Origin of the sequence: Microbacterium sp. M (assembly GCF_045181065.1) — a bacterium.
Taxonomy (GTDB): domain Bacteria; phylum Actinomycetota; class Actinomycetes; order Actinomycetales; family Microbacteriaceae; genus Microbacterium.
Map to the genome: position 1 here is coordinate 1,869,108 of NZ_CP173721.1, position 24,541 is coordinate 1,893,648.

A 24,541-nucleotide genomic window follows, 5' to 3' on the forward strand; every position below is an offset into this window, starting at 1 on the left:
CTCGACACCTCCGGCCTCCGCGAGCGCTGGGGATGTCGTGGAAGTCCACGTCGACGCTTCCCGCGGTAAGGACCAGAATTCCGGCCAGTCGCGGGGCAAGGCCGTGAGTTCGCTCGAGAGGGCACAGGAACTCGTCCGGCAGGCGACGTCGTCAGGGGTCCGCGAGATCGTGGTTTCCGTCGCGGCCGGCGACTACCGGCTCGACGAGCCTCTGGTCTTCGATGGGGACGACTCAGCCGCCGAAGGAGGCTCGGTGTCGTGGGTCGGGCCTGCTCGCGGGGAAGCGCGCGTGCTCGGCACCGTGCCGGTGACCGGGTGGGAGCTCGTCGATCAGGCGGCGGGCATTTACAGCGCTGCCGTGCCAGAAGGAACGCGGACGCGTCAGCTCTATGTCGATGGAGTACTCGCCGAACGTGCCAAGACGGAGCTGACGCGCGGCGACATGCCGACCACTGAGGCCGGGTACAAGCCGAAGGGATCGGCGGCGTGGCTGCTCGAGCTACCTGGGGTGGAGAAGGCTGAGATCAAGGGATCCGGGTCGTGGACGAGCCGTATCAGCCCCATCGCAGGCGTCGAACGCGACACCCTCGTCATGGAGCAGCCCGCCTGGAAGCTGAACACCTGGGGGTGGGACACCCTTGACGCGCCGTTCCACGCCGGCCCGCTCGTGGTGGAGAACTCGCTCGCCTTCCTCGACGAGCCGGGAGAATGGTTCCTCGACGATGAAGTCGGGCGCCTCTACTACAAGCCGCTCGACGACCAGCGGATGGATCGCGCCGCTGTGGAACTTCCGCACCTGGAGTCGCTGGTGCAGGTCGCCGGCACGCTCGACGAGCCGGTCCACGGGCTTTCGTTCTCAGGCCTGACGTTCAGCGGCACAACGTGGAACGCGCCGACGACGATCGGGTTCGCCGATCAGCAGACGGGTTCGTACCTCGCAGACATCGAAGGTGCTGACCTCACGAACTTCGAGTCCACCCGCGGCCTCGTTTCGGGCATGCCCGCGGCCGTGGAAGTCACTGCCGCCAGCGACATCGCGTTCTCGGAGAGCAGGTTTGTCAACCTCGGCGCCAACGGTCTGGGCATCGGCAACGACGCCAACGCGACCGCCTCGGGCGTTGGCCTCGCAGCGCAACGGGTGACTGTGGAACGGTCCGAGTTCACCGAGATCGGCGGTACGGGGGTTGCCGTAGGTGGATACCTTCCGGATGCGCATCACCCGAGCGATCCGCGAATGACGGTTTCGGAGATCGTGGTTCGTGAGAATGTCATCCACGAAGTGGCTCGTTACTACACCGACAACGTGGGGGTGCTGCTGACATACGCGGCTGATTCGACGATCTCTCACAATGAGATCTCCGACCTCCCGTATTCCGCCATCGCCACCGGCTATGGATGGGGAATGGTGGACGCGGGCGGGAGCGCCGAGTACGAACGTCGCGGAACCTACAATTACTATCCGCGCTATGAAACGCCGACCACACTGCACAACCTCACCGTCGAGGGGAACCACCTGCACGATGTGCTCGGCATCCACTATGACGGCGCTCCGTACTACAACCTCGGCGCATCCCCCGGGAGTGTCTTTCGAGGCAACTACGTCGAGGGGGCCGGCCACGGATGGGGTTACGGCTTGTACTTCGACGAGGGCTCCCGATTCATCGAGGTGAGTGGCAACGTCGTCACCGCGATCGGACGCTGGTGGCATGCCAACTACAGCAACAGCCCGCTCAACGGAGACATGGTCACCACGGGGAACTTCTCCAATATCCCCTTTCAGAACGCGGAGGTGGCCGGTCGTCGCAGCGTCTACACGGACAACACCGTGGTCCCCGACGAGAACTGGCCCATGGAAGCGCGTCGGATCATCTACGAAGCAGGCATCGCGCCGCTTGCGCGGCCTGATCTGCCCGATTTCCTGCGCGACGTCAGTCCCGCTACTGCTGCGGTGTACTTCGGCGCGGCGCCGGAGCACATCTCGATCGGCGGAGAGCCGGTGTCCATTCCTGTTGAGATCGGCAACGCGAGCCAGGAGCGCGTGACATCGCTTTCGGTGAAGGCAAACCTGCCCCAAGGATGGGAAGCCACCGTCTCTGATGTGCCGCGCTCCCTCGAGCCCGGCGCCACCGCGACGGCGACGATCGCCTTGTCGCCTTCGAAGGCAGGTGCTACGCCCATCACATCGGCGGAAGTCGCCATCGACGCGAAGTACCGGATCGGCACAGAACGCGAGAAGGCGCAGAGCACGATCACCGCTCTCGCGGGCTCCGCGCTCGCCGAGCCGCTCGTGTCGTTCACGACCTCTCCCGTCGGTATCACCGGACAGCAGGCGGATCTTCTCGCCATCCAGGTCGCCGGAACGGACATCTGGCAGGACCACGACGAGTACGGTGCCATCTATCAACCGGACGGTCTGGGCGAGTACGGGTCTGTCACCGTGTTCCTCGAACAGCAGGACCCGGTCGACGAGTACACGAAAAGCGGCGTCGTGATCCGCAACGATCTCACTGACGCGGGCGAGGCGCTCGGCTACGCGTCCGTCTACCGGATCGCCGGGCATGGCGTGGCACTGGCGGTCGACACCGACGGCGACGGGAACATCGACCGCGAGGACCGCGCGTCGGTCTCGACGACGGGTCCCATCGGCCTCCGTCTGGTCCGCGCCGGTGCCACGGTCACCGGATTCGTGTCGGAGGACAGCGGTGAGACGTGGAAGGCCATCGGAACGGCACGAGATCTGATCGGTGCGGACGAGAACATGGACGCGGGCGTGATCCACACGTCGCACAACGCCTCGCTGTCCGCGTTGGCCACCTTCCGCGGACTGTCGATCGAAGCGACGTCCGGCGTCGTGGCATCGGCACCGACTCAGGTGAGCGGATCGGCGGGAGCGGTGGTCGACGTCCCGATAGCGATCCGGAACCTCAGCGACACCCCGATCAGCGGAGCTGAGATCGTCGCGGTGCCGTCTACAGGCTGGACTGCCGCGCCGATCGTCGTCCCGGGCACGATCGAGGCGGGCCAGTCGGTGCTGGTCTCTGCCGTGCTCACGCCTCCCGCCGGCGCCATCGCCACGGGTCGAGTCGACTTCACCCTGCGCTACGACGAGGACGTCCCCTTGGTGACCCCGGAATGGTCGACGTCTGTGGGCGCGGGTGCCTCCCTGCCCGACGGCCTCTCCGCATTCACCACATCCCCTTCAGGGCTGGTGGGCGGCGGTGCCGGCGGCTCGCTGGGGATCCGAGTCGCAGGTGCGGATATCTGGGGCGCGGGCGGACAACGCGACGACGCGTACGGCACCGTGTTCGTGAAGGACGCGATCACGGGCGACGGGTCAGTGACCGCGCGTCTGGATGCTCAGGAGCGTGCCAACGACTACACGAAGAGTGGTGTGGTGATTCGCAACGACCTGACGGCAGCACGATCGGGTACGGGATACGCCTCCCTCTACCGACTCGCCGGCTTCGGTGTTGCACTCGCCGTCGATACGGACGGTGACGGATTCATCGATGTCGAGCACCGGATGAATATCGGAAGCGAACTGCCGATACTGCTCCGCCTCCAGCGCGCCGACGACCAAGTGAGCGGCTGGGTCTCACGCGACGATGGGGCCACGTGGGTGCAGGTCGGACCTGCCGCCGCCCTCATGGGAGCGGAAGAAGTGCTCGATGCCGGCGTGATCCACACGTCGCATGACGCGGGGCGGGCGACGAGCGCAACCTTCAGCGGCCTGACGATCGCAGAATAGAGGGCGCCGGTGGCGAGCCCGACGCCTTCATGCGCGGCGGGCTCGCTCGGCGCCCGGCATCCGGAAAGGGTCTGAATGAGCACCCGCTCGTCGACACGCACCTGCACATGTGGGATGTCGACCGCAGCCCGTATGACTGGCTGCGGAAGATCCCCGCTCTCGACCACACGCATCGGGTCTCAGACGGGTTGCCCGAGTTGGAGCGGCTCGGCGTCACCGCCGCCGTGCTCATCCAATCCGATGACACCGATTCCGACACCGATGTAATGCTGGCGGCCGCTCGCGATCATCAGATCGTCCGGGGGTTGTGGGTTACGCGCCGCTTCACGACCAGCATCGGACCGCAGCCCGACTGGCCCTGATCGGACACGAACTCGTCGGCGTGCGCAATCTTGTTCACATGCGCGCCGACGAATGAATGCGCCCCAGGGCTCGTCTTCGAGCTGGTGTGTGGATCGCCCGCGCAACTGGCCGACGGGATCCGCCTGGCCGACCGATACCCCGATCTGACGATCATCCTGGATCATCTTGCGCGCCCTCCGATCGGTGCCGCTTCGCGAGAACTGTGGTGGTCGTCCATCACAGAAGCGGCGCATCGGCCCAATGTTCGCGAAGATCTCTGGGCTCGATTCGACGATGGGCCGGCCGTCGGAATGGGCCGAGGCCGACATCCGCCCGTACATCGGACACACACTCGACGTCTTCGGTCCGCGGCGGTGCATGCTCGGCGGAGACTGGCCCATCGTGAAGCTGTCGGGCGGGTACGAGCGAGCGATTCACGCGCTCGACTGCCTCAGTCCGGCGGAGCAGGCGGCGGTGCGATCCGAGACGGCCGTCGAGGTCTACCGTTTGGATGCGCAAAGGTCACATGTATGATCTAATAAGTCCGGTACCCGTCCCGGGAACTCGACAACGAAGCCGATCAGGAAGGCTCGCGCCATGGCAGCACAGCGCCGCACCATCACCCGAACAGTGACCACCATCGCGGCTGTGGCCGCTGTCACGCTTCTCGCCGGTTGCACCGGCGGCGGATCGGGAGGAACCGGGACGTCCGAGTACGGATTCGATTCCGTCGAGCAGGACGCCGACGCGACGATCACGGTCTGGGTAGATGCCGCGCGCGAACCGCTTGCGAATGCCTTCGAAGAGGCGCATCCCGATGTGCCGATCAGCGTCGAGACGTACGACGGCAACGCCGGTGGATCGGGCTCGTTCCAGACCAAGGTCGCATTGTTCGATCAGTCTAGTGAAGGCTGGCCGGATGTGGTCTTCTCCACGCAGACCAATGACGCGTCCTGGGCCGCCAAGGAGACCAACGGAGTGCAGCCGTTCGCGGCTCCCGTCGACAAGGGGCTGCTCGACGAAGACTTCCTGGCGGGATTCACCGCCGGCGCTCTCGACCCTGTGACGGTGGGGGACACCGTCTACGGGCTGCGCAACGACCTCGCGCCCGTCGTGCTCTGGTACAATCAGGCGCTTCTCGACCAGTTCGGGTATGAGATCCCGACAACATGGGAGGAGTATCAGGAGCTCAGCGACGCTGTGGCCGCGGAGCACCCCGGCTACATCCTCGGCTCGGTCGGCGACTCCTTCGCACCCTATTTGTACTACTGGGGTGCGCAGGCACCCATCTTCCAGCTCGAAGGCGACACGTTCTCCTCCGATTTCGAGGACGACCACTCGCAGCGGATGACGGATCTGCTTGATCACATGGTGGCCAACGGCACCCTGGTGCAGGACAGCGTCTTCGGAGCCTCTTTCGTCGAGAAGTACGCCGACAAGATCATCGCGATGCCCGGACCGGCATGGTACTCCGGCGTGCTGTTCCAGAATGCCGACAGCGTCAACGCCCCCGCGGGGACTGTCGGCGCCGCCGCTCCGCTCTACTGGGATGGTGAGGACCAGGTCACCGGCAACGTCGGAGGCGGAACATGGTTCGCGTCCAGTCACTCCGAGAATCTCGAGGCCGTGAAGACCTTCCTCGAGTTCGTGATCTCCTCGGATGCAGCCGTCGAGCTCGCGACGGGTCTGCCGGCGTACGAATCCACGGCCGCCACGTGGCTCGAGACACAGTCGTCGAGCGGGTACTTCGTGGGTGACTTCTCCGGTGCTGTCCAGACCGCCGCGACGAGCGTGTGGGATGGCTGGGGCTTCCCCAGCTTCAGCCCCGAAACCGCGTACGCCGCCGTTGTCATCCCCGCGCTCGCGGCGGGCGACACGATCGCGGACGCTGTTCCAGACTGGCGGGAGCAGTACCTCAACGAGGCGCAGGTGCAGGGCTACAACGTCGAGTGATCGACGCCCGGCAGAACGAGTAGACAGGGAGGTCCTCTCATCCGTACAACCACCGACGCCGCGGTGCGCACCGCCGGCCCCTCTCAGATGAGGGGCCGGCGGGCGCCGGACACCCGGAAGAAGTCCCCCGACCGGAGCCAGGCCCGTGTGGGCTACTTCTTCTCGAGCGGCTACGTACTGCTGCTTGTGATGTTCGGCATCGTGCCCTCGGTGTACGCGATCTTCCTCGCCTTCACGAAGGACGGCGCGTTCGCCGGGTTCGGCAACTTCGTCAAGGTGTTCGGCGACTACCGCTTCTGGCCGGCGGTGCAGCACGTCGCCGCGTACGTGATGATCTGGCTGATCTCGCTCGTCATCTTCGTCGTGCTGCTGTCGCTTCTCGTCCACGCAATCCGCGCACGATTCTTCTCCACGTCAGTGCGGTTCTTCTGCTACATCCCTGGTGCCCTGGCCGGAGCCTCCAGCGTCATGCTGTGGCTGTTCCTTCTCGATCCGACGGTCAGCCCGGTTTCGGGCATCCTGAAGGCGTTCGGGTTCGAGACCTTCGTGCAGACCGTCGCGCTCGACAATCTCCCGGTCATCTTCACGCTGATCGCCTTCTGGACGGGTGCCGGGGGCTGGATCATCATCATGTACGGCGCACTGAACAACATCCCGGTTGAGGTGATGGAGGCCGCGCGCATCGACGGAGCGGGACCGATCGCGACGGCGTGGCATATCCAGATTCCGCTCATGCGCAAGTGGATCTCCTACATGGCGGTGATATCGCTCGCCGCGGGCACCCAGCTGTTCGTCGAACCCCGCGTGCTCGGCCAAGCATCCAAGGGGGTCGTCCCGCCGGACTACTCGTTGAACCAGCTGGCGTACCTGTTCGCGTTCCGTCAGGGAGACTTCAACGGCTCCGCCGCGATCTCGCTGCTGCTCCTGTTGGTGTCAGTCGGGCTGTCTGCCGTCTTCGTGTTCCGAGGAGGACTCTTTGAGCGAGACTGAGACGCTGGTGCGTCCTAATAGTCGTCATAGCAGCCGCGCGGGCCGCCGCGAGATCTCGGCCGATCCCGGAGGGCCGGGGCGGTGGGTCGCACGAGTACTCGCTTGGAGCGTCGTCGCGTTCTTCGTGCTCTTCTTCATCGTGCCGATAGTGTGGCTGCTGCTTGCCCCCACCAAGACATCGCGCGAACTTCTGCTCGGAAACCCGTTCAGCTTCGGAAGCCTCGGGACGCTCGGCGCCAACTGGACCGAACTGATGGAGTTCCAGAACGGCATCGTGTGGGTCTGGCTCGGCAATGCCACGCTGTACTCGGGCGTCGCACTCGTTATCACACTGCTGGTCAGCATCCCTGCCGGCTATGCGCTGGCACTTACCGAGTTCCGCGGACGTCGTCTGCTCCTCGCCGTCACGCTCGTGGTGATGCTGATGCCGGCCACCGCCCTCGTTCTGCCGACCTTCCTCGAGTTGAGCGCGTTGGGGCTGGTGGGAACGCCGCTGTCGGTCATCCTGCCCTTCTCGTTCTATCCGTTTGGTGTCTACCTGACGTACATCTACTTCTCGACCGCGGTATCTCGCGATCTGCTCAATGCGGCTCGCATCGACGGTGCTGGCGAGCTGCGGGTGTTCGCCCAGGTCGCGATGCCGCTCGCGACTCCGGTCATTGCGCTGGTCGGGTTCTTTAGCCTCGTGGCGAACTGGAACAACTACTTCCTTCCGTTCGTCATGGTTCCCGGCCGCAAGGCTCCGATTCAGGTCGGCCTGGCTGAGCTCCTTTCGAACGTCCCGCTCTTCAACCCCACCTCTGCCGGCTCGGTCACGATCGATCTTCCTGCCCTCGCGCTGGCTACGATCGTCTCGGTGGCGCCGGTCCTGGTGATCTTCCTCTTCTCTCAGCGATTCCTCGTCAGTGGACTGACCGCGGGCGGGACCAAGGAGTGACGGGGTTCCCACCCCGCCGCTTCGGCATGATCGCCCGGCTCCGGCCGGAGAAGCGGGACGAGTACCTCTGGCTGCATGAAGCTGTGTGGCCGGAAGTCGAGTCGATGATCTCCGAAGCGGGGATCCGCAACTTCACTATCTTCTCGATGGGCGAGGTCATCGTGGGGTACTACGAGTACTACGGCGAGGACTACGAGGCAGACCAAGCACGAATGGCAGCGGATGCTGCGACCCGTCGCTGGTGGGCGCTCACCGGGCCGTGCCAGATCGCTTTCGCCGCGGGATCGAGCGCTCCGAACTGGCAGATGCTCGACGAGGTCTGGCACCTCGACTGAGGCGTTTCCGATCGGCCGACGCCTCAGTCCGGGCCGGGCTCGGTGATCATGCGCAGCCCGGCCCGCGTAGGACGCACGTGCGGGCCTTCCGGAATGAGCCAAGTGGCGCTGGAGCGTTCGTGCGTGATGGCGTCCTCGTCGAGTACGATTCCCGCTCCCGGCTCATCGCCGAGCACGATTCCGCCGTCTTGGAACTCTTGGTCGAGGGTGACGCCGAATGGGGATCCGACGTGCTGCACCTCGGCGATGAGATGGTTGGGTACCGCGGTCGCCGCGGCGGCGACAGCGTGATTGGACGTCAGCCCGACTGGGCTGATCGGCACATCCCTGCTGTGAGCAGCCATCGCGACGCGCATGAAATGGGTGATACCCCACACGGCGCCGGTCTGCGCGACGTCGACGGCGCCGGCATCCAGAAGCGGGCGGAACTGCTCGAGACCGGTGAGGTTCTCGCCGGTCGCCACTGCTGCGCGCACATGATGGCTCAGTCGACGGTGACCGTCGGCATCCCACCGTCGCAGTGGCTCCTCGATCCACGTCAGGTCCATGCGGTCCTCGATGGCGCTCACGTATCGCACTGCCTGCTTGAGGTTCCACGATTCGTTCGCATCGAGCATCACGGCAGGGCAATCGGTGTTCACACGCAGCGCATCGGTGATGATCTCGAGCCGTCGAAGGTCGGCCGACAGACTGCGACCGCCCTTGAGTTTGCCGCTGGTGAACCCGCGCTCGGCCATCCGGTCGTAGAACGCGCGCAGTGATGCGTCGTCCAACGCGATATCGAGCCCCGAGGCATACCCCGGAACGTAACGGTCACGTGCACCCAGCAGCCGCCACAACGGCTCGCCGGCGAGCTTCGCCTTGAGGTCCCACAGCGCCGTGTCGAAGGCGCCGATGCCGCCGAACGTCGCACCACCGTGTCCGGACTTGAACACGGTCGCGAGCATCGCGTCGTAGAGGCTCGTCACTGCTCGGGGATCCTGCCCGTCCAGCGCCGGGAAGAGGCGGGCCAGATCGTGGTCCGATCCCATACCGAGGCCCTCGACGCCCGCGTCGGTCTCCAGCACGACGATCGCGACGTCGGTGACGCCGGAGGCGACGAATCCGTTCGCGTCACCGACGGGTCGCTCCCAGTCGAGGAACGTCCGCACGACACGATAACCCGTGATCTTCATGATGTTCCTTGGCTTTCCATACGGTGGCTCTTAACAGCATACATAATATGTATGCGGTTTCCGGCGTGCTCGACTGCACAAATGCTCCGCGCGCTCTAGAGTGGCCGTCATGACGACTCCCGACGATGGCGCCGCGCGGTCCCCGCGAGTACCTTTCGACCGGATCGGTGTCGCAGTGCTCCGCGAGCTAGTCGAATCGATCGTCACCGGGCAATTCGCTCCCGGTGATCTCCTTCCCCCCGAGGGCGCCCTCAGCACGGACTTCGGAGTCAGCCGCACGGTGATTCGGGAGTCGGTGAAGCGGCTGCAGGAGAAGGGAATGGTCACCGTCGCGCAGGGCCGCGGCACTCATGTGAACCCGATCGCCTCGTGGAATCTGCTGGACCCACTCGTGCTTTCCACTCTGATCCTGCACGACGACACGTTGGGAATCCTCGACGATCTGAGCGTCGTGCGGGAAGCGCTCGAGGCAGTGATGGCCGGCGCTGCGGCCACCCACCGCACCGATGCTGCCGTGGCGGAGCTTCGCGATAGCGTCGTGCAGATGCGCAACGCGATCGGCGATCCCGATGCCTTCCGCACGGCGGACGTCGAGTTCCATCATTCGGTCATGCGGCTGTCCCAGAATGTTCTGGCTGAGAACATCGCCGGTTCGCTCTTCGACCACGCGAATGAGAGCACTCGCTACCGCGGGGTCAATCCTGAGGACGCTTACGAGGCCGCGGTCTCCGAGCATGAACGGGTGGTCGAGGCAATCGATGTGGGTGATGCGGTGGCGGCGCAACGTGCGATGGAAGAACACATCCGCGTCTCCTGGGAGCGTCGCAGGCTTCCCTCGCCGCGCGCCTCGGGCCGATAGAAGTTTGTCACGCTTGCGTGCCCTTGGCCGATCGAGATGCGGGCGACGCCCTTGCAGGCGTCGGGATCCTCCGGCGTGGGGCTCGGCTCGGGTGCCTGACTTGCAGCCGGCTTCGGGGCCGCCTCGGCCGCCTGTGGTGCAGCCGGAGAGCTCGTGCATCCTGCGAGAGCGATCACGGCGAGCGAGAGGCCAGCGAGGGCGACGGAGGTCTTCGCCTTAACGGCGCGATTCAGCATGGCTCCGATGCTAAACCGCCGACGCCGTCGGTGGATATGATTCGGTCCATGGGGATGAATACAACCGAAGATGCGCCTGCTCATCGACCGCTGTGGAAGAGGTCGGCGTCATCGTTCCGGTCGCGATCGCCGCTGTCGTGATCCTGGGTGGGACCGCGACGGGCATCGTGATCGCGAACAAGGCTGCGCAGGCAGAAGCCGCCGCTGCCGCTAAAGCAGCAGCAGAGGAGGCCGAAGAGGCGGTCGACGATCAGCCTGCAGAAGTCCAGGCACCTGCCTCCCCAGAGCCGACGGCAACAACGACGCCTACGCCTGTCGCTCCGGTACTCAAAGCTAAGGTCTTCTCGTGTGGCTACGAGGTCCCAAATGAGTCCGGTGGGAGCACCACTAAGTCCGAGATCTTCAAGGACGTTCACGAGATCTGGGCGAGCGACAAGACCTTCACGAAGTGCGAAGCCCAGGTCATCGGTGGGGGGACATATTCCACAGAGGAGACCACCGCGTTGAAGACTGCGTATGGCGAACCCGTCGACTACAGAAAGCTCTCGCTGTTGTGGGGAATGTGCGCTGAGACGACGCACTTCTACCAGACCAACGGTCCGATCAACGAGGTGCAGCAGGCGGAAGCCAACGGTGTGCTGGCGTTGTGTCCTGATCACCCGAGCGCCGATGTGATGGCCAACGGTTCGAAGGAGCAACAGGAACGAAACGCCGGACTGAGGTTCGGTGCTGGCGTATTCGAGGTCGGCACTCAGATCCAACCAGGCTTGTACCGCGCGACGGGTGAAATCTCCGACTGTTATTGGGAACGGCTCGACGCTGCCGGAGAGATCATCGACAACAACTTCGTCAGTGCTGCGACTCAGGTCGAGCTCACGATCGAGCCTTCGGACTTCTCCGTGCATTTCACGAGTTGCGGCGAGTTCGTCAAGGTCGGTTGATGGACGCGCAGGAGCGAAAGTACCGCCGTTGGACGATCGTTGTCGTTGCGTTCGCAGTCATCGGCGCGATTGCGGTCGTCGTCTATCTCGTCAACAGGCCAGAAGACCGCGAAGAGCGGCAGCCACTCGCGATCTCATTCGATGAGGCAGCGAGCACCTATGGCGACCCCATCGCATTCGACAGCGCCTATCTTGCGTCATCCGAGGGCAATATCGACACAGCGCGGCACTACACCGCGACCAGGGTGGAGGTCATCGTTCGCAAGACGCAACCCGCGACGCATCGCTTTGGTCCGCACTTGACTGCAACTGTGACTTCCGTGTCAGGAGCGACCATGCAGTGTGAGATGGGGAGAACGTATCTGTGGAGCGACAATTCCCAAAGCCTCTCGATCTACTGCGGCGAGAGCTTCGTCCCGTTCGAAGAATTGTCCGACTGGGCTTCCGTGAGCCTGGTGGCGTCGCCGTACTGAAGGCACTGTCTGTCGAATCCGTTACCTGAACTGACGCGACTGCGCTGCGACGAGAGATGCCCGCATCTCATCGTCGAGGTCGATCCGGATGACCTCGATGCCGGCGTCCCGAACTGCTGCCGTGAGCCATGCCCCTGGCCTGTGGAGGTAGTTCTCGGCGTCGACGCCTGCGACTGCGATGATCAGGCGTGTGGCGTTGAGCTTCTGGCCGGCCCAGGCGAGCTTGAACGCGTCTGAGGCGAGCTTGCGCGGCTGGGCGCCCTTGAGTGCGCCGATCCGGGCGTAAGCCTCTACCAGCACAGTGTTGTCCGGATTGGCGCCGTCCACTTCGACGCGGGCGCCGTCGATGGGGATCCTGGCCGGCGCCAGAGGGACACCAACCAGAGCCGAGACGCCGGCGATGATTGCGGCTTCAGCTGTTCGCTGCTCGAGCGAGTCGGAAGCGTGGGGAATCGGGGTGCTCGTCATGAGGTCATCGTGCCATGAGGTGGTGACGAGCGCCGGATCACGTGCGCAGCGGGTGCCCGAGATGGCCGAGGTTAGATCCTGTGCTCAAGCTCTGACCAGTCTGGCTGCTGGCTCCGCAGACCCAGTCGTCGCGCCAACGAGTGGGCGGCGACGAAGGTGCCCGTACCGATCAGCGCAAGAGATCCAGCCAGAAGGGCCGCCCTCACGGGATCCCAGACGAGCAAGTAGAGCAGCAGGAAGCCCGGAATCGTAGCGATGGCATTGCAGAGCGCGGCGTCGCGTAGATCATGCAGCCAGTTCTGCGTTTCCTCGTCATCTTGGTCCCGGAGAAGCGTCCAGGCAAGGCTGCCGGGGAGGAGACCACCGACGATGAACACCGCGAACGTTCCGACCAGTGATCCCAACCTCTGATCGACCGGCTCGAGCACTGTCGTGCCGCCTTCGAGGAAGAACTTCCCGACAGCGACGACCGCTGATGTCACAGCGATCGCGGAGACGATCAACACCGCTGATTGCAGATCTGTCTTCATATCTCGCCCCAGTTCATGTCTGGGCGAGTTTAAAGAGAACGTGCGTTCCGATCATGATGAACGTGCAACCGTCATCGGGAGGTGCGGTTGTCGTGACCGGCGCGGACCTTCGCGCGCACGGCCTGCACGCTTGCCAGCACAGTGCCGGCGATCCCACAGCTGAGCAGGATGTAGCCGATCATCAAGCTTTCGCCGGTCATGGTCGCTCCGTTCGTGGTTGTACCCATCCAGCCTCGCTGAGCGATCGCGTGTTGTCTGTAGGCCGAAAGGGGGACGAGAGGGGGACTGCGTGTCAGCCGTTTGGGGGACAGGATTCGGGTGCGGGGTGGGAATCCGGCGGGATCTACTTGGTGCGCACGCGCAGGTGCACTACCGTGACGCGCATCGGGGGCGCGCCGAAGCTGGCTGTCGCTCGATCTTGAGTTCGACTTTGAAAGAGGTTTCTCATGGAGTTCGACTACGGCGTCGTGATCCTAATGATTTTGAGTTGGGTACTGGTCGCGCTTGTGGGCGCGGCAATCATCTATGGCATTGTTCGCCTTGCTGTTGCGCATGCTCTCCGCGCACACGACAAGCGGCTGAACCCTCCGGTCGTTGCTGCCACGGAGCACGCCGCCCACCCGGTGACGACTGCTTGAATCCCCATGCGTGCTGGCATCGTCCCTGAGAGGAGACGTTGGGCTCAGCGGGTACAGTCGCGCTGTCGTGAGTGCGCTGCTCGAATGGCACATCATGCTCGGGGCCACGGTGCTGGGCATCGCGACTTTGACCGCTGGAGTAACCACCGGGTTGGGACGGCGAAGGCGGCGTCTGGCTGATTCGTCGAAGGGACGTGCGGATCGAGTGCTGTCGTGACCTGGCCGGTTGTCTCGCCCACTCCCAGTTCACTCGTCGAACGAATCGTCGAGCTGCGCCTGCACTGCAATGCTGACCTCCTCGAATCGGCCCTCTCGGATCGCGGTGACCGCAGTCGAGTCTCCGAGCCAGGGGTTCCCGCCGATGAACCACGCACGGGCAACACCGTCGCCCTCGGAAGCCGAGACTCGTCGACATTGCTCGTACCCGAAACGCAAGCGCTCTGCGGCGGCCGGGTCAGGCGTCGGGCCGTTGTGTTTGGCCCATTCGCGCGGAGCACTTCTGAGCTTGGACCCGGCCAGAGTGGCCACCAGGGTCGGCCCGAGCACAGCGATCAATCGCCTCGTGGCCTCCGAAATGGGAAGCGCTGCGACCTCGTCATTTCGCTCGGTCCCTGACACGCTCACTCTGTCTCCCTCTCGCACGACGTGCAGCGCCAGACGTCGGTACCGGCGCTCTGTGCGGGTTCCATCGGGTGAAGGCAGTCCGGGCAGTTCGGCGTGCTGAGGATCTCATCACGCACGAGCCGGAGCTCGCGCTGTCGCTGGAGGTCGTCCATGGGGTCAGCCTAGAACGGTGTACGTCAGAAGGCTCGTCTCGTCTCGCCGATCCTGAGTGTCCCCGAGCCAGCCGGTGGACCCGCCGTCATCTACTCCGAGCGAATGATCGAGGCAGCTTGCCTCGTCCTCCGCTATGCTCTGGCTCGTCCAACGCAAGGAGAGCCAATGCCCAGAAAACCTGCCACGGCTCTCACATCCGTCGCTTTGGGAGCCCTGCTCTCGATAAGCGTGACGGCATGCAGCCCGACGATTGTCGAGAGCCCCACTGACCAGGCGCTCGGTCTCGCTGAGAAGTGGGCAGACCTGAGTGCAGCAGGGAGTGAGGACGCTCTCCAGGGGTTGGCCTGCAGCGGATTACTCGGCGGTGGGAACGCCGACCACCCAGAGGTCGAGAGCCACACCTTCGAGGTGGAGGACCTGGGCGGCGGTGACTTCAACGTCTTCGTGACGTCAATCATCGCGGACTACCCCGATCTGCACGCGACCCTGAGGATCGAGACCGAAGACGAACTCTGCATCAAGCGGATCAAGTAGCAGGATGCGCTCCGGCCGGCCCTTGGGGCGGCTTCTACTCGACCGTCCACCACGCGACGCCGACGAGGCACAGCCCGTCATCGGTCTGCTGGTAGAAGACGTCGCCGGGATACTCAGTGCCGGCTTGGGCGCGGTCCTCGGGCAGAGAGAGGTTGATGCTCCAGTCCGGCTCGAGCGGGACCATCTGTTCCCAGTACTCGGGCACGAACTCTTCGGGCTCTTCTGCGGAGAGACCCTCCCAATCGGTGGGCTCTCGCATCTCCGGCTCGTAGCCTTCGCACACGAACGACGCCGCGTCACCGGAGGCGGCCGCGTCGACGAGCTGCTCCGTGGTTTCGATCACGCGGGTGCCTTCCGGGCCCCAGATGAGCAGGTTCGCAGAGCAGCCCGTGAGCCCAGCGCTGAGCACCGTGGCGAGCACGGCGGCGGAGCTGGCAGCGACAAGCCGGCGGGAGCGCTTCATGCGGGTTCTCCGTCGAGAGATCTGGCGAACTCGAGCAAGTCACCTGGTGCGAACTTGTGCGGGCGGGTCCTGCCGGTCGGGGAGAAGCCGTGCCGTCGGTAGAACCGGATCGCGGGCTCTGAGCCCTCGTAGACGTACAAGCGCAGGCGCGAAGCTCTGGGCTTTGCCCACTGGATCACGAGGTCGAGCATCTGGTCGGCGACCTTGGGCGGCCGGCTCCGGTACTCGGGTACGACGTACACGCCGGTGAGCACCGGGTCCTCGCCGTCGTCGTCATGACTCTGAGCGCTCATCATGCCCACCCAGTGGCCGGTCTCCTGGTCGATGGTGGCAAAGGACGCTGCGTCGTCCTGCTCGCCGCGGCGGGCGCGCATCCGCCAGCTGTCCTCGGTCATCGCGAGGGTCTGCTCGAGCGTCGCGCTGAAGGAGATCGGGTGCTCCGTGGCGTTCTCGATCCGGAACGCACGCACGAGCGGCCAATCGACCTCGCGCGTGCTCCGGATGAGGATGTCTGCGGCAGGCATGCTGGTCACCCTATCCGCGGAAGATCAGTCAGAGCGGGTGCCACTGCGAGGCGGCGGGAACCATGTCAAGGGGGAGACAGGCTCTGAGGATGGATGCTGAACTGACGCTCTCTACTGACGAGAGACGAGGAGAGCGCACCATGCAAGACTTAACCGGCGGCCATGAAGACGAGAAGCCGATGATCCCCGACGAGCTCACGCCGAGACAACAAGCAGAGGATCCCGTGGCAAACGCGCCCGAAGAGGCAAGCGCTGGTGCCAGATCAGACGGCGAGAGCGCGGACGACGAAGACCAGGAGCCGGTCGACGACAGGCCGTAGCGGGAGCGAGTTTGGAGCGCGAGGTTCTGTCTCTTCGCGCCGCAGCATCCCCCGGCCAACGCGAACCGACCGATGCACCAATTGCGCCACCGCTTGATCCCTAGCCGCTACGGCGACCATGTCGGGGTGCAGAGCATTCGCGTGGGAGGGGTGAGCAATTGGATCGCTGATGGTGGTGGTTTGTCGAGCCGTGAAAGCACCTCCGTTTGAACCCGACTCGCGCTCACCGTTGTTTTACCCGTCGCTTTCACCCGTTGGTGACGACCACGCGAATCTGCGCTGCCTGCGGCTTGCGTCGCGCTCGATGGCACTGCCTGCGAAGTCATGCCAGCCGAGGCCGGCGCACGGCCCGTCATGCCCTCCGAACTTCGCGGGGTCAGATGTATGCGCGATAAAATTGCCAGCCGTCTTCGGCCTTGAAGACGTCGAAGACCTTCGACTCGCTGGCATCGTTCGTGCCCTGGAATCGCCACCCGTATAGCGAGCCGTGATGTCCAGGCTCGACTTCCCAGATCGAACCGCGCAGACGGGTCGGGACGTCCGTGACCCGCCACCGCTGCCCTGCGTAGATCATGCGGGACGGGATGTCGTTGGTCATCCATATCGTTACAGGGTGTTCGATCACGGTCGCATTCATGAGTTAAGAGCATAGAACAGACGTTCGAACTTTGCTACGCTCGAACCAGGCCGAGGAAGGGAGGCGGCCATGGGCACCAGCAAGCGACTCGCCGAGCATTACGACCGGCAGTCAGAGGAACGCCTCGTCGCGCGAGCGGCGAAGGCAGGACCGCTACAGTCCCTCTCAGAGCGAGAGCTTGCGCTCAACCGTCACCCCGTCACGATCTATCCGACAGCCTTGCAACGTCGGGTGAAGGCATGGGTGAGGTTCGGGCCTGAGGTCGTGCACGTCTACGCGAAGCTTTTGCGGTCCACGCCAGCCGCGGCCGGGATCGAGTTCCGTGCGCAGGACGAGGTCTACCGGTGCTGGGTGTGGGGCAACGCCGTCGAGGTCGATGATGTCGATGGCTCGGCATAGCTGCGAGACCACGGCTGCTACTGTCGTCGCCATGACTCACACAGGAGTGGGATGAGCCTCGTGGCGGAGCCGATGGAAAGCCGTTGGCGCCTCCTCGGTGTCGGACTTCTGGTGTTTGTCGTGCAAGCAGCGGCCGCGTACTTCTGCTGGCTGTGGGTCGTCCTAGGCGCATTGAGCGTCGCCGGATGCGGGGACTACTGCAACTACGAACTCGTCGGTTCCGCCGTCCAGACGCAGCGGTGGGTCGGAGTCGTCTCATTGATCGTCGCGTTCATCGCACTCGTTCTTCTCGCATTCAGGGGGCGGCAAGCATGGTGGGCGCCTGCCATCGGTCTCGGCATCATTCTGGTCACGACGATCTGCACGACCGTCGCCGTCAGCGTCGGGACCCAGCGCCCGGACGCATTGGGCGCGCTCATGTCACTCATGAGATGACCCGCCTCGACCATCGAGGTCGCGGATGTCGACTCCTCGGCGTAGCGTGACCCCCATGTGCGGTCGCTTCGCAATGGATGCTCACACCGACGAGCTTGTACGCGAGTTCGTCGCCGATGGAGGCAAGCCCGAGGACTGGTGGAGGTCCTGGCGCGGCTCCTACTCGATAGCCCCGACGGATGACGCTGTGATCGTCCGTGACCGCGGCGAAGGCCGCATCCTCGAGCTCGTGAGGTGGGACTGGCAGAAGCCGGCGAACCGCCCGAAGGGTGCGCCGATCGTCAACGCGCGGATCGAGAAACTTGCTACCGGTTTCTGGGCGCCTGCGTTTACCGCAGCGCGATGCGTGGTGCCGATGAGCGGCTATTTCGAATGGACAGGGGAGAAGGGAGACAAGACCCCGCACTTTCTTCACGGTGACGGGATCCTCGCGGCCGCCGGTCTCACATGGTCGATGGACGTTCACGGCGAGAGGGTTCGCTGCATGGTCATTGTCACCAGAGGCGCTCGCGATGCAGGCGGCGAAGTTCACGATCGCATGCCGGCGTTCCTCACTCCTGATGCGCTGGATCAGTGGCTGGGTCCCGTGAAGCTCGATCGAGGAGGCCGCGAGAATATGCTGGCGATTCTCGATGAATCATCAGCTGCGGTCGCTTCTACGATTACGCAGTTCGTTGTCGACCGGAAGGCCAACAACTCTCGAACCGTGGACCCAGCGGATCCCAGTGTGATCGCGCCGGTCGCGTGAACTCAGATCACGACAAACGACTGCGACAGCGGGATGCGCGGCAAGGTGGACGAGTGCACGGTGAGGTCAACTGCTTGCGCGGAGCGCGAGCGGCTCGAAAGCCATTGAGCTCAGGTTGAGAACTCCTGCGTTGCCGAGAAAGGTATCGCGGTGGAGGCTGATTGACCTGCCTGCCTTCATCGGTGGCCGTGGTGCCGAACGTGTGCATGTGTCCGTGAATGTGCAGGGACGGAGCGACAGCGTCGCTTACCCGCTGAACGCGTTCACGTTGGGCAGCGGATATAGCCAGTGTGTCTGACGGAAGGCTGCCTTCGCTCCCGGCAAGGATCACCAGCACATCTGGTGCCGCTCATACCAGTGACCCCTGTTTTAGCAGCAGCCAACGGGCCGGCTGCACCGCCCGCGATCACTACTGTCTCCATGTTCTCAGTGATGAGCTCATCCTCGAATCAGTCCTTGACTGAGCACGATGAAGATGGCTGACGTGCTGGGCATGACCACGTCGCAATGGCGGAGAACGGAAAGCAGCTGGGATGCTCCACGCGCTTCGAGCGATGCTGTGCGGAGGTCAGCCGGCCGCCGTCGGGGCGGCGTCAGCGTCGGTCATCTTCAGACGCGGAACCGTACCGCGGATCGGGGATCCACCCGTATGCCCAGGCGATGTGTGACGTGCCGCGCATAGAGCAGTCAATACAACGTACCGACCAAGGAGAACCATGGACCCGAACGCCGCTGTCAGCCCGGACCCCGATTCAACGAACGACGTCAACTCGGATGACGAAGAGTTCAGTTTCTCGGGCGGTGATATCGATTGGACGGACGTCGACCCGGCAAGCGTGGCGGGCGACCCACAGGAAGGCGTAGCAGCCGAGCTGCAGTATCTCGTTCTCGGGGTGGGGGAGCGTGACCCATGGGGTGTTCTCATCACCGCTCATGAGGAGGAGTCCTACGCGGATGTCGAGCTTGACGTCCCACGCGCGGCTCCCGCACACACCCTGCCCCGACTGGAGGCACTCCGTCACCAGCGCATCCTGTTCACCGACGAAGACCGCGAGCGCCAGGAGTACGAAGGTACCCCGTACAAGTGGGGCCACGCGTCCTGGTTCGCAGCAACGGTCTACGAGGCACGGGCTCGGGCTCGGGACGCCGTCACTGACGCTGCTTTCGAAACACTCGGGCAGATTGTCGCCGGCGCCCCTGCCGGAGTCGACGCACTCGAAATCCTTCGCCTCTGCGCAACCGACTAGAAACCCAATTGCCGTGTGCCCCGAAGCCACAGGTGCCCATGCCGTCAAGCCGGCAAGGGTGCAGAGCGGCCTGCACGAAGCCGCTGAACTGCGGCACGCACCCTGGGTGCCGATGGGCGGAGGGTCAGCGCGGCGACAGCCGTTTGTGCTCACATGATTTGTAGGGGGCATGCTGCTGTCTGGCGGGTCTGCCGATGCGCATATCAAGAGAGCTCGCTCGCTGTCGCTCGCTTCGCACACCAATCACGCGCAGTCGCACAAACGGGTGTTCGGACTTCGAGGCTGCGGTGCGTTCCTCCTCATTGGCCGGCGGTCGTTCGCGTTGACCGTTTGGGGCGCGCGTGTGGTCGAGCCAGGGGGTGTCGTCGCCGTCGTTGTGTCTGGAGCCGTTGCAGGGGCGTTGACGTGCGGGACACTCGGGTGACGCAACGTGAGATGCCGATGTGGACTCCGTGAGAGGCACCGGTGCGCGCACGATGGCACGCGCATCACTTGAGAGCTCGCTCGCTGTCGCTCGCTCACGATGGACGTTCGCGGCGTAAGGCCCGTCAACTTGTAGGCGAGCACTTCTCGGCCTGGTTTCGTATGCCGGTTGGTGTTCGTCTGGCATCGGTCCTCGCGTTGTGCGCGTGTGGGCGCAGGTGCTCCTTTCTCGAATCGTTCGGTGCGGAGCGACGCGTCCTGTAAGTCGTGCCGACCATGGAGGTCTGGATGGTGTGCTGGCCACTCGGAGGTGTGGAGGTGCGCATACGATACGGGCGCCGGCCCGGGGGATCTGCCGCTGGATCCACGGCACGGCATGACGCGGATTCGTTCTTCGAACCCGTACCGGAGGCCGTCCAGGGTCGAGGTGGCGTGCGCGGGCGAGGAACCGGGAAATGCGAGTCGGCACGACCAGAGAGCGGCGCGGCGCGGGGATCGTGTTTCCGGAGCCGTTGAAACAGGGGAGTGGATGGCAGTTCCGACTGAACGCCGGATGGGAGAAATACAGGCCTCAAAACGAACGATTGGTGCGCCGAATCGGGCTGTATTCCTCGCCCCGATAGCGCATGATTGATGCCGACGGCCGTCCCGTCGCCGTGGGCCGGACAGGATGTCGCAGGGTGTGCATCGAGGGGCGCATCGCGCACCATCCCGATAGGTTTGGCCGTCTGTGAGCGACACGGTCGAGCCCTCGTCGTGGATGTCTCGTCGGCTGGCATGCTGGACGATCGGTAGCGGTCGCGCGTGAGGTTTGTGCAGCGTCTACGCCGTGTGCGGTTGCGCGCGTTCGTCTTTGACGTGTGGGAAAGTGGCCTCATGTCGCCCGCCGTTTCTGTCGTCAATGCGGACTGTCTGGACGTCTTCCATGCGTACAGTGACAGGCTGCGTGGGATGGTCGACGTCGCGTATCTCGATCCGCCGTACAACACGGGACGTAACGACCGGCATCACGATGACGCGTCTTCGAACGCGCAGTGGCGTTCGGACATCGTCGAACGGTTGACTGCGCTACGCCCCTTGTTGTCGCCGACGGGCGTTGTCATTGCGTCCATCAATGACCATGCGCATCACTTGCTGCGGGATGCGTTGGAGGAAGTCTTCGGGCGCAGGCAGCATCTTGCGACAGTTGTCGTGGACTCTGGTACCGTCAAGTCGCGCGCCCGGTGGGTCGCTGCCACCCACTCCTACCTCGTCGTGTTCGCACGGTCTGTTGATGCGTATGAGCGGGCTGGCATCCGTTGGTCGGAGGAGCGTGAAGGCGTCACAGAGGTGCTCGGTGCGGCGCGTCGGGTGTGGGGCGCGTGTGCGCCAGATGCGGATGCTGCACGGTTGGAGATGCGTCGTTGGTTTGCTGCTCTGCCGCGACGTTCGAGGACACGTGAGCTGAACCGGTACGTCCATTTTCTGCCGTCGGGTGACCTCGCTCGCGACGACAACGCGGGGGCTCCGCATCCCGGTGACTATCTGTACGATCTCGTGCATCCCGTGACCCTCAAGCCGGTGCCGCGACCGACCAACGGGTGGAGGCACCCGGAGCAGAAGATGCGTGAGCTTGCGGAAGTGGGGCGGGTGCGCTGGGGACGAACTCATCGCGATGCTGTCGCGATTCTTCGACCGCTCGAGCCGGGTTCGGCTGTGCCGCCGGGCGGTATCGAGGTCGTCAACCCGACGCATGCTGCTCGACACCTCGGGCAGCTCATCGGGACGCGTCCGCCTGGCGTTTTTCCGAAGGATCACCGTCATGTGGCGCGATGGATTCGCCGTGTGACCGGCGGCAAGCGGGACGCGTTCGTCATCGACGCTTACAGCGGAACGGGGACGGTCGGGGAGAGCATCGTGATGCTCAACGCGGCGGACGGGGGCGAGCGGCGCGCGCTGCTCATCGAACGCGACGAAACGGTCATCGAACGTCTGCTTCTGCCGCGCTTGCGGGGCGCCGGCATCGACGTCCTCGTCGAGGTCGACGTCGCCGCGCGGACGTCATCGGGCTGAACCTCGCCCCGCGCCCGCACGCGGAACCCGCTTACGGCGTGCCCGCCGTGTCGGTCGATACGTCCGTTGCGTACGGCGCCCCTGGGGGGACGTTGCCGAACGGCCGGAACCAGTCCTTGACGGCGAGGTTCGCGTACCCCATTTCGGTCGTGCCGTAGTCCTCGATGCCATCCATGCGCGGGCTCCACAGCAGTTCGAAGTCGGTGTCCTGGAACAGCGTGTCGTTGAGTACTTCGCGCCAGTCGTCGGGGAGCTCGATTCCGTGCAGATCCTGCAGTGCTTCGACTTCGTCGAGGAGCAGGCTCAGCGCGATCTCGTGAGCCACGGACGGTGCACCTCGCCATTCGCTCGCGAGCTGAGAGGTGACGTCGACCATGGCGACAAGGAAACGCTGAGCGAACAGCGGACGATACATCGCGGTGAACTGCGCAGGAAGGTCCGACAGCACCATGGTGTCCGTGACGGACGTGCCGGGAGAGTGAAGCTCGATGAGGTCGCTGTAGAGCGAATCGACCATCGTGACACTCGCGTGCCAGAGCAGCCCTCGCAGCGTCTTCTGCTGGCGTTTGCGGTGCTTGCGTTCGAGCGGCGATTCATCGTCGTCCGCTTGGGCGTCTAACACCCAGTTGATACCGACGAGGTTCCTCGCCAGTCCTCTGAGGTGCTTCTCGTCGAACGCAGACCCGTCATCGGCGGGCACGGCTTGTTGCACGACCGTGGTGCGCGCGCGGTCGGCGAGCCATTCCTCATCCTCCGCGGTGTCGAGCACCGATGCCGCGGACCCTGCCTCACCATCTAGAACGTGCACGTACACGGAACCACTGCGAACGTCGACCGTGCCCACCTGGCGTACCGAAGCCCAGATATCGCAGAGATTCTCCAGCGCGTACTCGACACCGGAGGCGATCAGTTGCCGTTCCGCCGCATTGTCCTCAGCCGTCTGCATGTACGGATCCTCATCGAACGCGGCCAGCGCGGCCGCGACGACATCCTCCTCGGAATCGAAGACCACATTGAGCTCAAGCTGAATTCTGGCGGCACGCTTCGGTAGATCTGACATGCGGTCGACCGTAGCGTCGACACGCGCTCTCCAGTCGACATCGCGGATCGCCCTCAGCGAACTGAAGCAGGCCTGTGCTCAAGGGACGATGCAAGTTGCGCTTGCCCGCCCCCAACATCCGTGGTGGACCGAGCCCGACCGGCCACCGCGCATGAATGGTACGAGGGCGGCCATCCGAGCCGTCACCGTAGCTAGCGAAGGGCCAAGACAACATGCACGCATACGAAGCCGCCGACTTCATCGAACAGTGCCAGCGGGACGACGCCGTGGGCGCCCTCTCGCAGGAGCAGATCGACTATCTGAATAGATCGCTGCCCGGCTGGAGGAACGTCGACGTTGAGGCGATGCGCACCGAAGCCTGGCTGGAAGGACTGAGCGTCGGCTACTCGTCGTCCGTGCAGAGCGCACCGAGGTGGCTGCTAGCCCAGCAGCAACTGGCTCAGCGCGGCACGTTGCCGGCCGAGCAGTGCCGCCGACTCAACAAGGCGCTGCCAGGATGGCTCACGGCTTGAAACAGAACACAGGTCCGTGCGCAGCCTTCTTAGCGAGGTCGAGGCCCCGACAAGTCCGCAGTCGCGAAGCGAACCTCTGCGCCGACCCACGGCAACCAGAACTTCTCATTTGACAGACCGCGTCCTAAATTATGGCGACATGCACGGCTAGGTCTTCTTCGCTGAGTCGGCGAACTACTCGGTGCGGCAGGATCTCCGCGACCCCTACTTTAAGTTCCTCGCGCAGTCTCTTCTGATGAGCGGTCCGCACGACGCCAGTTGGCGCGACGCTCCAGCCTCGCGTTGGCGGAAGCCATTGAGACGCGAGTGAAAGCAGCAGTCGAGTAGCCCGTCAGATGTACAAGTGGGAGCGGATTCGATGACCCGGTCCATTTAGAACGCGAGCGTTCTCATCCATAGTGCGCTTCGTTGTCGGGAGCAATCCGCATGCCCCGCGGTCTGAAATGAGGTTGGGCGACGATACTCCTGGCGCCCATGTGCTTCAGTCGCTACTGGTGGAGTGCTGAAGTTGGTTGAACAAGACGCACAGTAATAGTTGGCTTTCATCTCCGCGATCGAACGGCACAAAGATGCTGTGGCTCTGGCCGATCAGCCTCATGCTCCTGGCTTGCAACAATGTTCGCCGCTGCATTCAACGCCCACCTGCACCGCGCGCTTGAGCGGACGGGCGTCGCTATGCAGAACCAGAAAACGCACCAGCAGTCCACCAGCGCCACGGCAGCATGACAGTCACTCGCTGAGATTCACCTGAATCTGGCCACCGCAGCCGACGACGTTTCAACTCG

28 protein-coding genes and 1 pseudogene are annotated in these 24,541 nt (G+C 64.2%); 19 read left to right on the top strand and 10 right to left on the bottom strand.

The window, feature by feature from the left end:
* Window positions 1-103 precede the first annotated feature (103 nt).
* The 7 genes and pseudogenes from ACI7YT_RS08975 to ACI7YT_RS09005 all read left to right on the top strand — a co-directional run bounded on the left by ACI7YT_RS08975 (window position 104) and on the right by ACI7YT_RS09005 (window position 8,305).
* Window positions 104-3,748, top strand: coding sequence for an NEW3 domain-containing protein (locus ACI7YT_RS08975; RefSeq protein ID WP_406250322.1), 3,645 nt, complete (start codon window positions 104-106; stop codon window positions 3,746-3,748).
* Window positions 3,749-3,777: 29 nt separating this feature from the next.
* Window positions 3,778-4,110 carry a hypothetical protein gene (locus ACI7YT_RS08980; protein ID WP_406250324.1) on the top strand — a complete coding sequence of 111 codons (333 nt, stop codon included), beginning with the start codon at window positions 3,778-3,780 and terminating at the stop codon, window positions 4,108-4,110.
* Window positions 4,111-4,194: 84 nt separating this feature from the next.
* Window positions 4,195-4,624 (top strand): annotated as a pseudogene (locus tag ACI7YT_RS08985) (amidohydrolase family protein).
* Between the two features lie 63 nt (window positions 4,625-4,687).
* Window positions 4,688-6,043, top strand: a complete 1,356-nt coding sequence (locus ACI7YT_RS08990) for an ABC transporter substrate-binding protein (RefSeq protein WP_406250326.1) — start codon at window positions 4,688-4,690, stop codon at window positions 6,041-6,043.
* Window positions 6,044-6,190: 147 nt separating this feature from the next.
* Window positions 6,191-7,033 carry a carbohydrate ABC transporter permease gene (locus ACI7YT_RS08995; protein WP_406250328.1) on the top strand — a complete coding sequence of 281 codons (843 nt, stop codon included), beginning with the start codon at window positions 6,191-6,193 and terminating at the stop codon, window positions 7,031-7,033.
* Window positions 7,020-7,970, top strand: a complete 951-nt coding sequence (locus tag ACI7YT_RS09000) for a carbohydrate ABC transporter permease (protein WP_406250330.1) — start codon at window positions 7,020-7,022, stop codon at window positions 7,968-7,970. Before ACI7YT_RS08995 ends, ACI7YT_RS09000 begins: the two co-directional genes overlap by 14 nt.
* Window positions 7,967-8,305 carry an L-rhamnose mutarotase gene (locus ACI7YT_RS09005; protein ID WP_406250331.1) on the top strand — a complete coding sequence of 113 codons (339 nt, stop codon included), beginning with the start codon at window positions 7,967-7,969 and terminating at the stop codon, window positions 8,303-8,305. Before ACI7YT_RS09000 ends, ACI7YT_RS09005 begins: the two co-directional genes overlap by 4 nt.
* Before the next feature lie 23 nt (window positions 8,306-8,328).
* On the opposite strand, the gene ACI7YT_RS09010 is transcribed toward ACI7YT_RS09005, so the two are convergent.
* Window positions 8,329-9,480, bottom strand: coding sequence for a mandelate racemase/muconate lactonizing enzyme family protein (locus ACI7YT_RS09010; protein WP_406250332.1), 1,152 nt, complete (start codon window positions 9,478-9,480; stop codon window positions 8,329-8,331).
* A gap of 109 nt (window positions 9,481-9,589) precedes the next feature.
* Between ACI7YT_RS09010 and ACI7YT_RS09015 the strand changes: the two genes are divergently transcribed.
* The 3 genes from ACI7YT_RS09015 (at window position 9,590) to ACI7YT_RS09025 (ending at window position 11,989) form a co-directional block, all read left to right on the top strand.
* Window positions 9,590-10,339, top strand: a complete 750-nt coding sequence (locus tag ACI7YT_RS09015) for a FadR/GntR family transcriptional regulator (protein WP_406250333.1) — start codon at window positions 9,590-9,592, stop codon at window positions 10,337-10,339.
* Between the two features lie 328 nt (window positions 10,340-10,667).
* Window positions 10,668-11,516, top strand: a complete 849-nt coding sequence (locus tag ACI7YT_RS09020; RefSeq protein ID WP_406250335.1) for a hypothetical protein — start codon at window positions 10,668-10,670, stop codon at window positions 11,514-11,516.
* Window positions 11,516-11,989, top strand: coding sequence for a hypothetical protein (locus ACI7YT_RS09025; RefSeq protein WP_406250337.1), 474 nt, complete (start codon window positions 11,516-11,518; stop codon window positions 11,987-11,989). Before ACI7YT_RS09020 ends, ACI7YT_RS09025 begins: the two co-directional genes overlap by 1 nt.
* 21 nt (window positions 11,990-12,010) lie before the next feature.
* On the opposite strand, the gene ACI7YT_RS09030 is transcribed toward ACI7YT_RS09025, so the two are convergent.
* The 3 genes from ACI7YT_RS09030 to ACI7YT_RS09040 all read right to left on the bottom strand — a co-directional run bounded on the left by ACI7YT_RS09030 (window position 12,011) and on the right by ACI7YT_RS09040 (window position 13,187).
* Window positions 12,011-12,457, bottom strand: a complete 447-nt coding sequence (locus ACI7YT_RS09030; RefSeq protein ID WP_406250338.1) for a hypothetical protein — start codon at window positions 12,455-12,457, stop codon at window positions 12,011-12,013.
* A gap of 71 nt (window positions 12,458-12,528) precedes the next feature.
* On the bottom strand, window positions 12,529-12,987 hold the full coding sequence (locus ACI7YT_RS09035; RefSeq protein ID WP_406250339.1) for a hypothetical protein: 459 nt from the start codon (window positions 12,985-12,987) through the stop codon (window positions 12,529-12,531).
* 71 nt (window positions 12,988-13,058) lie between these two features.
* Entirely contained in the window at window positions 13,059-13,187 is a 129-nt protein-coding gene (locus tag ACI7YT_RS09040; RefSeq protein ID WP_406250341.1) for a hypothetical protein, read from the bottom strand.
* 246 nt (window positions 13,188-13,433) lie between these two features.
* Here ACI7YT_RS09040 and ACI7YT_RS09045 point away from each other — a divergent pair, with 246 nt between their 5' ends.
* On the top strand, window positions 13,434-13,625 hold the full coding sequence (locus tag ACI7YT_RS09045; RefSeq protein WP_406250342.1) for a hypothetical protein: 192 nt from the start codon (window positions 13,434-13,436) through the stop codon (window positions 13,623-13,625).
* A 246-nt stretch (window positions 13,626-13,871) separates the two neighbouring features.
* On the opposite strand, the gene ACI7YT_RS09050 is transcribed toward ACI7YT_RS09045, so the two are convergent.
* Together ACI7YT_RS09050 and ACI7YT_RS09055 are read right to left on the bottom strand one after the other, a co-directional pair.
* The gene (locus ACI7YT_RS09050) at window positions 13,872-14,249 is read right to left on the bottom strand and encodes a hypothetical protein (protein ID WP_406250343.1); all 378 of its coding nucleotides are present in this window, start codon (window positions 14,247-14,249) and stop codon (window positions 13,872-13,874) included.
* Window positions 14,246-14,401 (bottom strand): zf-TFIIB domain-containing protein, encoded by a 156-nt coding sequence (locus ACI7YT_RS09055; protein WP_406250345.1) that lies wholly within the window; start codon window positions 14,399-14,401, stop codon window positions 14,246-14,248. Before ACI7YT_RS09055 ends, ACI7YT_RS09050 begins: the two co-directional genes overlap by 4 nt.
* Window positions 14,402-14,567: 166 nt before the next feature.
* Here ACI7YT_RS09055 and ACI7YT_RS09060 point away from each other — a divergent pair, with 166 nt between their 5' ends.
* Window positions 14,568-14,936, top strand: a complete 369-nt coding sequence (locus ACI7YT_RS09060) for a hypothetical protein (protein ID WP_406250347.1) — start codon at window positions 14,568-14,570, stop codon at window positions 14,934-14,936.
* A gap of 34 nt (window positions 14,937-14,970) precedes the next feature.
* Here the strand turns inward: ACI7YT_RS09060 and ACI7YT_RS09065 are convergent, their stop codons facing one another.
* Both ACI7YT_RS09065 and ACI7YT_RS09070 read right to left on the bottom strand, forming a co-directional pair.
* Window positions 14,971-15,399 carry a hypothetical protein gene (locus tag ACI7YT_RS09065; RefSeq protein WP_406250348.1) on the bottom strand — a complete coding sequence of 143 codons (429 nt, stop codon included), beginning with the start codon at window positions 15,397-15,399 and terminating at the stop codon, window positions 14,971-14,973.
* A complete protein-coding gene (locus ACI7YT_RS09070; RefSeq protein ID WP_406250349.1) occupies window positions 15,396-15,923 on the bottom strand; it encodes a GNAT family N-acetyltransferase in 528 nt (175 codons plus the stop codon). The genes ACI7YT_RS09065 and ACI7YT_RS09070 overlap by 4 nt, the downstream gene beginning before the upstream one ends.
* Window positions 15,924-16,012: 89 nt before the next feature.
* Here ACI7YT_RS09070 and ACI7YT_RS09075 point away from each other — a divergent pair, with 89 nt between their 5' ends.
* Window positions 16,013-16,243 (top strand): hypothetical protein, encoded by a 231-nt coding sequence (locus ACI7YT_RS09075; RefSeq protein ID WP_406250351.1) that lies wholly within the window; start codon window positions 16,013-16,015, stop codon window positions 16,241-16,243.
* 376 nt (window positions 16,244-16,619) lie between these two features.
* On the opposite strand, the gene ACI7YT_RS09080 is transcribed toward ACI7YT_RS09075, so the two are convergent.
* Complete coding sequence (locus ACI7YT_RS09080) at window positions 16,620-16,841, bottom strand: hypothetical protein (RefSeq protein WP_406250353.1); 222 nt, start codon at window positions 16,839-16,841, stop codon at window positions 16,620-16,622.
* Window positions 16,842-16,949: 108 nt separating this feature from the next.
* Between ACI7YT_RS09080 and ACI7YT_RS09085 the strand changes: the two genes are divergently transcribed.
* The 5 genes from ACI7YT_RS09085 to ACI7YT_RS09105 all read left to right on the top strand — a co-directional run bounded on the left by ACI7YT_RS09085 (window position 16,950) and on the right by ACI7YT_RS09105 (window position 22,184).
* Window positions 16,950-17,279 (top strand): hypothetical protein, encoded by a 330-nt coding sequence (locus ACI7YT_RS09085; RefSeq protein ID WP_406250354.1) that lies wholly within the window; start codon window positions 16,950-16,952, stop codon window positions 17,277-17,279.
* A gap of 51 nt (window positions 17,280-17,330) precedes the next feature.
* Entirely contained in the window at window positions 17,331-17,714 is a 384-nt protein-coding gene (locus ACI7YT_RS09090; RefSeq protein WP_406250355.1) for a hypothetical protein, read from the top strand.
* 55 nt (window positions 17,715-17,769) lie between these two features.
* Complete coding sequence (locus ACI7YT_RS09095) at window positions 17,770-18,462, top strand: SOS response-associated peptidase (protein WP_406250356.1); 693 nt, start codon at window positions 17,770-17,772, stop codon at window positions 18,460-18,462.
* 716 nt (window positions 18,463-19,178) lie between these two features.
* Window positions 19,179-19,709, top strand: coding sequence for a hypothetical protein (locus tag ACI7YT_RS09100; RefSeq protein ID WP_406250357.1), 531 nt, complete (start codon window positions 19,179-19,181; stop codon window positions 19,707-19,709).
* Window positions 19,710-21,083: 1,374 nt separating this feature from the next.
* A complete protein-coding gene (locus ACI7YT_RS09105; RefSeq protein ID WP_406250359.1) occupies window positions 21,084-22,184 on the top strand; it encodes a DNA methyltransferase in 1,101 nt (366 codons plus the stop codon).
* Between the two features lie 31 nt (window positions 22,185-22,215).
* Here ACI7YT_RS09105 and ACI7YT_RS09110 read toward each other — a convergent pair whose 3' ends face one another.
* Window positions 22,216-23,244 (bottom strand): hypothetical protein, encoded by a 1,029-nt coding sequence (locus tag ACI7YT_RS09110; protein WP_406250361.1) that lies wholly within the window; start codon window positions 23,242-23,244, stop codon window positions 22,216-22,218.
* A gap of 212 nt (window positions 23,245-23,456) precedes the next feature.
* Here ACI7YT_RS09110 and ACI7YT_RS09115 point away from each other — a divergent pair, with 212 nt between their 5' ends.
* The gene (locus tag ACI7YT_RS09115; protein ID WP_406250362.1) at window positions 23,457-23,756 is read left to right on the top strand and encodes a hypothetical protein; all 300 of its coding nucleotides are present in this window, start codon (window positions 23,457-23,459) and stop codon (window positions 23,754-23,756) included.
* The last annotated feature ends 785 nt before the right edge of the window (window positions 23,757-24,541 follow it).